This window comes from Corallococcus sp. AB049A (genome assembly GCF_003668885.1).
Taxonomy (GTDB): Bacteria; Myxococcota; Myxococcia; order Myxococcales; family Myxococcaceae; genus Corallococcus; species Corallococcus interemptor.
In genome coordinates this window covers 1-5,664 of record NZ_RAWL01000509.1, presented here as the reverse complement: position 1 = coordinate 5,664, position 5,664 = coordinate 1, and the positions used below count along the sequence as shown (strand labels likewise).

General features: G+C 70.0%; 6 protein-coding genes and 1 pseudogene. 1 reads left to right on the top strand and 6 read right to left on the bottom strand.

Annotated features, from left to right (window positions below; translation table 11 throughout):
* Positions 1-264 (bottom strand): annotated as a pseudogene (locus tag D7X55_RS34800) (putative sulfate exporter family transporter); the annotation flags it as partial.
* A gap of 57 nt (positions 265-321) precedes the next feature.
* Positions 322-1,116 (bottom strand): type I methionyl aminopeptidase, encoded by a 795-nt coding sequence (map, locus tag D7X55_RS34795; RefSeq protein ID WP_121725294.1) that lies wholly within the window; start codon positions 1,114-1,116, stop codon positions 322-324.
* Positions 1,117-1,218: 102 nt separating this feature from the next.
* On the opposite strand from map, the gene D7X55_RS34790 reads away from it, so the two are divergent.
* Entirely contained in the window at positions 1,219-1,512 is a 294-nt protein-coding gene (locus tag D7X55_RS34790; protein ID WP_121725293.1) for a LysR family transcriptional regulator, read from the top strand.
* Positions 1,513-1,517: 5 nt separating this feature from the next.
* On the opposite strand, the gene D7X55_RS34785 is transcribed toward D7X55_RS34790, so the two are convergent.
* The 4 genes from D7X55_RS34785 to D7X55_RS34770 form a co-directional block, all read right to left on the bottom strand.
* Positions 1,518-4,079 carry an RNA helicase gene (locus D7X55_RS34785; protein WP_121725292.1) on the bottom strand — a complete coding sequence of 854 codons (2,562 nt, stop codon included), beginning with the start codon at positions 4,077-4,079 and terminating at the stop codon, positions 1,518-1,520.
* A 46-nt stretch (positions 4,080-4,125) separates the two neighbouring features.
* Complete coding sequence (locus tag D7X55_RS34780) at positions 4,126-4,542, bottom strand: hypothetical protein (RefSeq protein ID WP_121725291.1); 417 nt, start codon at positions 4,540-4,542, stop codon at positions 4,126-4,128.
* A 13-nt stretch (positions 4,543-4,555) separates the two neighbouring features.
* Positions 4,556-5,224 carry a PASTA domain-containing protein gene (locus D7X55_RS34775; protein WP_120551087.1) on the bottom strand — a complete coding sequence of 223 codons (669 nt, stop codon included), beginning with the start codon at positions 5,222-5,224 and terminating at the stop codon, positions 4,556-4,558.
* A 3-nt stretch (positions 5,225-5,227) separates the two neighbouring features.
* A partial coding sequence (locus D7X55_RS34770; protein ID WP_121725290.1) for a PASTA domain-containing protein occupies positions 5,228-5,664 on the bottom strand: 437 nt, incomplete at its 5' end.

The following is a 5,664-nucleotide window of genomic DNA, read 5'->3' as shown; positions in this document are numbered from 1 at the left end:
CTCACGCCCCGCCGCCAGCACCGTGCGCAGGTCCATGCCCGCGCCCAGCCCCACCACCGCCACGGACAACAGCCGGGGCGTCAGCGCCCGCGTCCTGCCCGCGAACGGGTTGCCCACGGTCAGGGCCACGCACAGCCCCGCGAGCAGGGCCACGCCGGTGGAGACGAACGGCAGCAGGCAGAGCGCCGCGCCGAGCGGCATCACGACATGCCCGGGCGTCCAGGCCCGGGGCCGCGCGGCGGGAGTCAGCGGAGGCGTTTCCATGCGCCACCTCATGCGCCTGACGGCCTCCGGGCACCAGATGGCAGAAGCGATGAGCCATCAGCTTTCTGGATGGCGCACAGAGACGTGCAGGGACAGCTCGGGGTTGGGCGTGAGGATTTCGCAGCCATCGCGGGTGACGAGCACGGTGTGCTCGAACTGGGCGGACAGGCTGCCGTCCGCGGTCACCACGGTCCACCCGTCCGGCAGCATCCGGATGTCCGGGCGCCCCAGGTTCACCATGGGCTCGATGGTGATGACCATGCCGGACTTGAGCGTGATGCCCGTGCCCGCCTTGCCCACGTGCGGCACGTGCGGCTCCCCGTGCATCCGCCGGCCGATGCCGTGGCCCCCGAACTCCTCCACGATGCTGCACCCTTCCGCCTTCGCCAGCGCCATCACCGCCGCGCCGATGTCCCCCAGCCGCGCGCCGTGCCGCACCACCGACACGCCCACGTCCCGGCAGCGCCGCGCCACGTCCACGACGTGCTTCGCGTCCGCGGAGACCTCGCCAATCATGAACGTGGCGGACGTGTCGCCGTGGAAGCCCTCCAGGTGCGTCGTCACGTCCACGTTGACGATGTCGCCGGGCTTCAGGACTTCATCCGTGCGCGGGATGCCATGGCACACCACGTGGTTGCGGCTGGTGCACACCGTGGCCGGATAGCCCTTGTAGCCCAGCTGGCTGGGCGCCCCACCCCGCCGCGCCGTGTCCTCGCGAACCCACGCGTCGATGTCCGCCGTCGTCACGCCCGCCTGGAGCCGGGAGGCCACGTGCGCCAGCGTGCCCGCCGCCGCGCGGCCCGCCTGCCGCAGCCGCTCCACTTCACTGCCCTTGAAGAGAGGAATGCCCATGGCAGCCAAGGTGGCATCCGCCTCTTCGCAACGTCCAATGCTGTTCCGGCATGACGCGGCCCGGGTGCACGGCGCTTGGGACTCGCGCTAACGTCCCCGCGCGTGAGCATCACGCACCTCCAGTCCTTCGTCGCGGTGGCGGAAGAGGGCCACGTGGGCCGGGCCGCGCTCCGGCTGCACATCACCCAGCCGCCGCTCAGCCGTCACATCCTCGCCCTGGAGGATGAGCTGGGCACGCCCCTCTTCGAGCGCGTCCCCAAGGGCATGCGCCTGTTGCCCACCGGCGAGGCCCTGCTCCACCACGCGCGCCGCATCCTCGCGGAGGTGGACGTCGCCACCCGCACCGTGCGCGAGGCGGCCCAAGGCTCCGGAGCCGCCTCCAAGCCGCCCGCCTGAGACGGCTACGACCAGGCGGCCATGCCGCCAATGCGGCGCAGCATCAGGATGGGGCCGTCGTCCATGCGCCGGCCACGCAGGTCAATCTCGCAGTCGATGACCCAGTCCCCGTGGCCCTCCGGGTCCATGATGCGCTGCTGGGCCTCCCACTGACGCGTGCCGGACTCCTTGAGCTGCGTGTTCGCCGGCTTGCGCGCCTGGGGCGTGAGCACCACCAGCTTGTGCTCCTCGAAGTACGGCGTCATGGCCTGCTCCAGCTTCGGCGCGGTCCACTCGCCCAGCGCGTTGTCCAGCATGCCCAGCGCGTCCAGGTAGCGCCGCTGGCCCAGCGCGCGCAGCAGGCGGTGCAGCTCCTCGCGCACGCGCGCGGCGAAGGCCTTGGGGTCCTCCGTGAGTTCCTTGGGCTTCAAGTCCACCACCGGCTTCACTTCCACCGGGGCCTCGGGGTTGCGCATCCGCTCCCACTCGTCCAGGAGGCTGGAGTCCACCTGACGCAGCGTCGCGCGCAGGTGGTCGATGATGTCGTCCAGGTCCTCGTTGCGGAACTTCTCCGGCACCGTCTGCACGAGTGACTTGTAGACGTCTCCCACGTAGCGCAGCAGCACGCCCTCGCTGCGCTGCAGGCCGTACTCGCGCACGTAGTCGTGGAAGGACATGAAGCGCTCGAACATGTCCCGGACAATGGACTTGGGCCGGATGTTCTCCTCGCCCACCCACGGGTGCTTCTTCGCGAAGGCGTTGAAGGTGCCGTAGACGAACTCGCGGTTCGGCTTGGGCCACTCCAGCTTCTCCAGCTCCTCCATGCGGTCGTCGTACTCCACGCCCCGCGCCTTCATCTCCTGGATCTTCTCCCCCTTCAGCTGGTGCAGCTGCGCGTACAGCACCACCTCCGGGTTCTCCAGGATGGACTCCACCAGCGTCACGACGTCCAGCGCGTACGTGTCCAGCGTGGGGTCCAACAGCTCCAGCGTCTCATGCAGGTACAGGGACAGCGTGTGGTTGAGGCTGAAGTCGCGCTGCAGGTCCTCCGACACCTCCACCGTCGCCGAGTGCTTCTCCCACTGCACCACCTTCACGATGCCCGCGTCGCGCAGCGTGCGGAAGTACATCGCCGCGTCCTTGAGCAGCTTCTTCTTCGTGTAGTCGGACGAGTGCGAGCGCATCACCAGCTGCACCAGCCGCTTGTAGCCGCCGCTGCCCTCCGTCTTGTCGCTCTGGAGCAGGTTGAGGAGCAGGCCGTGGCTCACGTCGAAGCGCGACTCCAGCGGCTCCGGCAGCCCGTTCTGCAGCCGCTCGAAGGTGTTCTTGTCGTACTGGATGAAGCCCTTCTGCGGCGGCTTCGCCTTGGGGGTCTTCTTCTTGCCCGCGGCCTCCTTGGCGGCCTGGCGGATGTTCTCAATCATGTACTCCGGGGCCTGCGCCACCACGCTGCCTTCGGTGTCGAAGCCCTTGCGGCCCGCGCGGCCTGCAATCTGCTTGAAGTCGCGCACGCTCAGGGTCGCCAGCTTCTCGCCGTTGAACTTGAACAGCTGCGTGAAGAGCACCGTGCGGATGGGGATGTTCACGCCCACGCCCAGCGTGTCCGTGCCGCTGATGACCTTGAGCAGGCCCTGCTGCGCCAGCTTCTCCACCAGCAGGCGGTACTTGGGCAGGAGGCCCGCGTGGTGCATGCCGATGCCGTGGCGCAGGAAGCGCTGGAAGTCCTTGCCGTAGGGCGTGTCGAAGGGGGCATCCAGCAGCGCCTGGCGGATCTCCTCCTTCTCTTCCTTCGTGTTGAAGTCCACGGACATCAAATTTTGCGCCTGCTCGGCCGCGGCCCGCTGCGTGAAGTTCACCAGGTACACGGGGTACTTCCCGCGCGCGATGAGGTCCTGGATGGTCTCGTGCAGCGGCACCTCGCGGTAGTCGAAGTCCAGCGGCACGGGGCGCTCGGAGCTGCGCACCGTGGCGACCTCGCGGCCGGTGAGCTTCTCCAGGCTCTGCTCGATGTTCGTCGTGTCGCCCAGCGTGGCGGACATGAGCAGGAACTGCGTCCTGGGCAGCGCCAGCAGCGGAATCTGCCAGGCCACGCCGCGCTCCTTGTCGGAGTAGTAATGGAACTCGTCCATCACCACCGCGTCCACGCGCGCGGAGGCGTTACGCAGCGCGAGGTTCGACAGGATCTCCGCCGTGCAGCAGAGGATGGGCGCCTCGCGGTTGATGGACGCGTCGCCCGTGAGCATGCCCACGTTCTCCGGGCCAAAGGCCTTGGAGAGCGCGAAGAACTTCTCGTTCACCAGCGCCTTGATGGGGCACGTGTAGAACGACACCTTGCCCTCGGCCATGGCCTTGAAGTGGAGCGCCATGGCCACCAGCGACTTGCCGGAACCCGTGGGCGTCTTGAGGAACAGGTGCTTGTCGCTCAAGAGCTCCAGGATGGCCTCCTCCTGGGCGGAGTACAGACTCAGGCCGTTCGTGGCCACGTAGCCCACGAAGCGGTTGAGGATCTCGTCGGCATCGAGGGGGGGCTCGCCGGGCTTCGGCAGCAGGGCGGCGAGCGGGGCGCGGGTGTCGGCGGAGGCACTCATCGGGCCCGACTCTAGGGGTTGGCGCCGGGCCACCGGGAAAAATCGCTCAGCGCAAGACGTGGAGTCCCACCGCGATGCGCCCCTCCGTCAGGGGCCCACCGGGCGCGGGGCGCTGCCAGCACACCCGTCCTGCCTGCTCCGGAGACAGGCAGGGCACGTCCGTGACCTCCAGCGAGGCTCCCGCCAGGCGGGCCACTCGCACGGCGGCGCTCCGCGTCAGGCCCAGCAGCTCCGGCGCCAGAGGGGGTGCGGCCTCGGGGCCCTGCTGGACGAAGAGGGCCCGCACCTCTCCGGGGCCTCCGGGCGTGAAGTGCATTCCCGCCCCGTCCGCGGTGACCCCGCCGTGCAGCTCCAGCTCCACCGGCCCCAGCACGAAGGGGCCGGCAGCGAGGCGCGCCTGGACCCGCGCGAGCGATTCACGCACGTCCACCAGCAGGGCCTCCAGGTCGATGGTGTCGCTCATCGCGCCCGTCGGCCTACTTCCGCGTCTCGGTGGGAACGGTCTCCAGGAGGGGCGAGCGGGTGATCGAGCCGCTGGCCGGGAGCTTCCCTCCCCCTGCGTCCTTCACGGTGAGCAGCAGCTCGGTGCCGCGCGGGAGCAGCGTCCCCGGCTCGGCCGAAGCCGCGGTGACGAGGGAGACGTCCTTCGCGCCGTCCGTGAACCGGTGCGGCACGCCAATCGCGGACAGCAGCGCCCGCGCGTCGCCCACCGTCCTTCCCACCACCGCCGGCACCACCACCAGCGCCTCGGCCTGGGGCGAGGGCGGCACCGGCACCACGCGGAACTTCAGCCGCGACTGCGCCGTCAGGCTGTAGGTGAAGCGGTTGGTGTAGCTGGCGTCCAGGGGCGCGCCGTACATCTTCAGCCGCGTGCGGCCGTCGGTCCGCTCCTCCGAGGTGATGGACAGCGCCACGGCGATCTCCGCCTCGGCCTCGGGGATGTGGTACCAGGTCGGCCGGTAGCCGATGCGCTGCAGCTCCACCGCCAGGTCCTCGTCCGAGGCGTAGAGTTCGCGGATCTGCTCGATGGTCGCCGCATCCAGCTCCCGCTGGGCCTCCGCCACGCCGCGGCCCACCGAGGAGATCAACGCGCCCAGCGGCGCGCTCAGTGCCTCCAGCTGGGGGACGTCATTCGAATCCGCCATGGTTCAGCCCTCCACTGCCTGACCGATGAACACCTGCACGGGACCCGAGGCGTGTGACTTGCCGGCCTCCGGCACCTGCCGCAGCACGCGGCCCCACTGCCCGGGCTCCTTGACGAAGACGGGCATCGGGTCCACCCGCAGCCCCACCTCCGCCGCGCGCCTCCGGGCCGCCGAGGCCGTCAGCCCCAGGAGGTCCGGCACCTCGCGCTCGGGCGCGTCCCCCGTCGCGGGTGCCAGGGGAGACTGCTCGACGAACTGAGCCTCCGCCTCCGTCACGCCCTCGGCCGTCGTCTCCGTCCACCGCACGCGGACGGTGCTCAGCCGCACCGTCGTCAGCGACGAGCGCACCGCTTCAATCTGCTGGCCCGCCGACTTCAACTTGTCGGAGAGCACCAGGGGCGTGGGCTGTTCCTGCGCGGGCTCCTGGGTGGGCTCCTGGG

What these genes read in the sequence shown, in the direction of transcription:
- D7X55_RS34775 (WP_120551087.1), bottom strand. Translation starts at nt 5,224, where the DNA reads ATGGCGGATTCGAATGACGTCCCCCAGCTGGAGGCACTGAGCGCGCCG.
- D7X55_RS34780 (WP_121725291.1), bottom strand. Translation starts at nt 4,542, where the DNA reads ATGAGCGACACCATCGACCTGGAGGCCCTGCTGGTGGACGTGCGTGAA.
- D7X55_RS34785 (WP_121725292.1), bottom strand. Translation starts at nt 4,079, where the DNA reads ATGAGTGCCTCCGCCGACACCCGCGCCCCGCTCGCCGCCCTGCTGCCG.
- map (WP_121725294.1), bottom strand. Translation starts at nt 1,116, where the DNA reads ATGGGCATTCCTCTCTTCAAGGGCAGTGAAGTGGAGCGGCTGCGGCAG.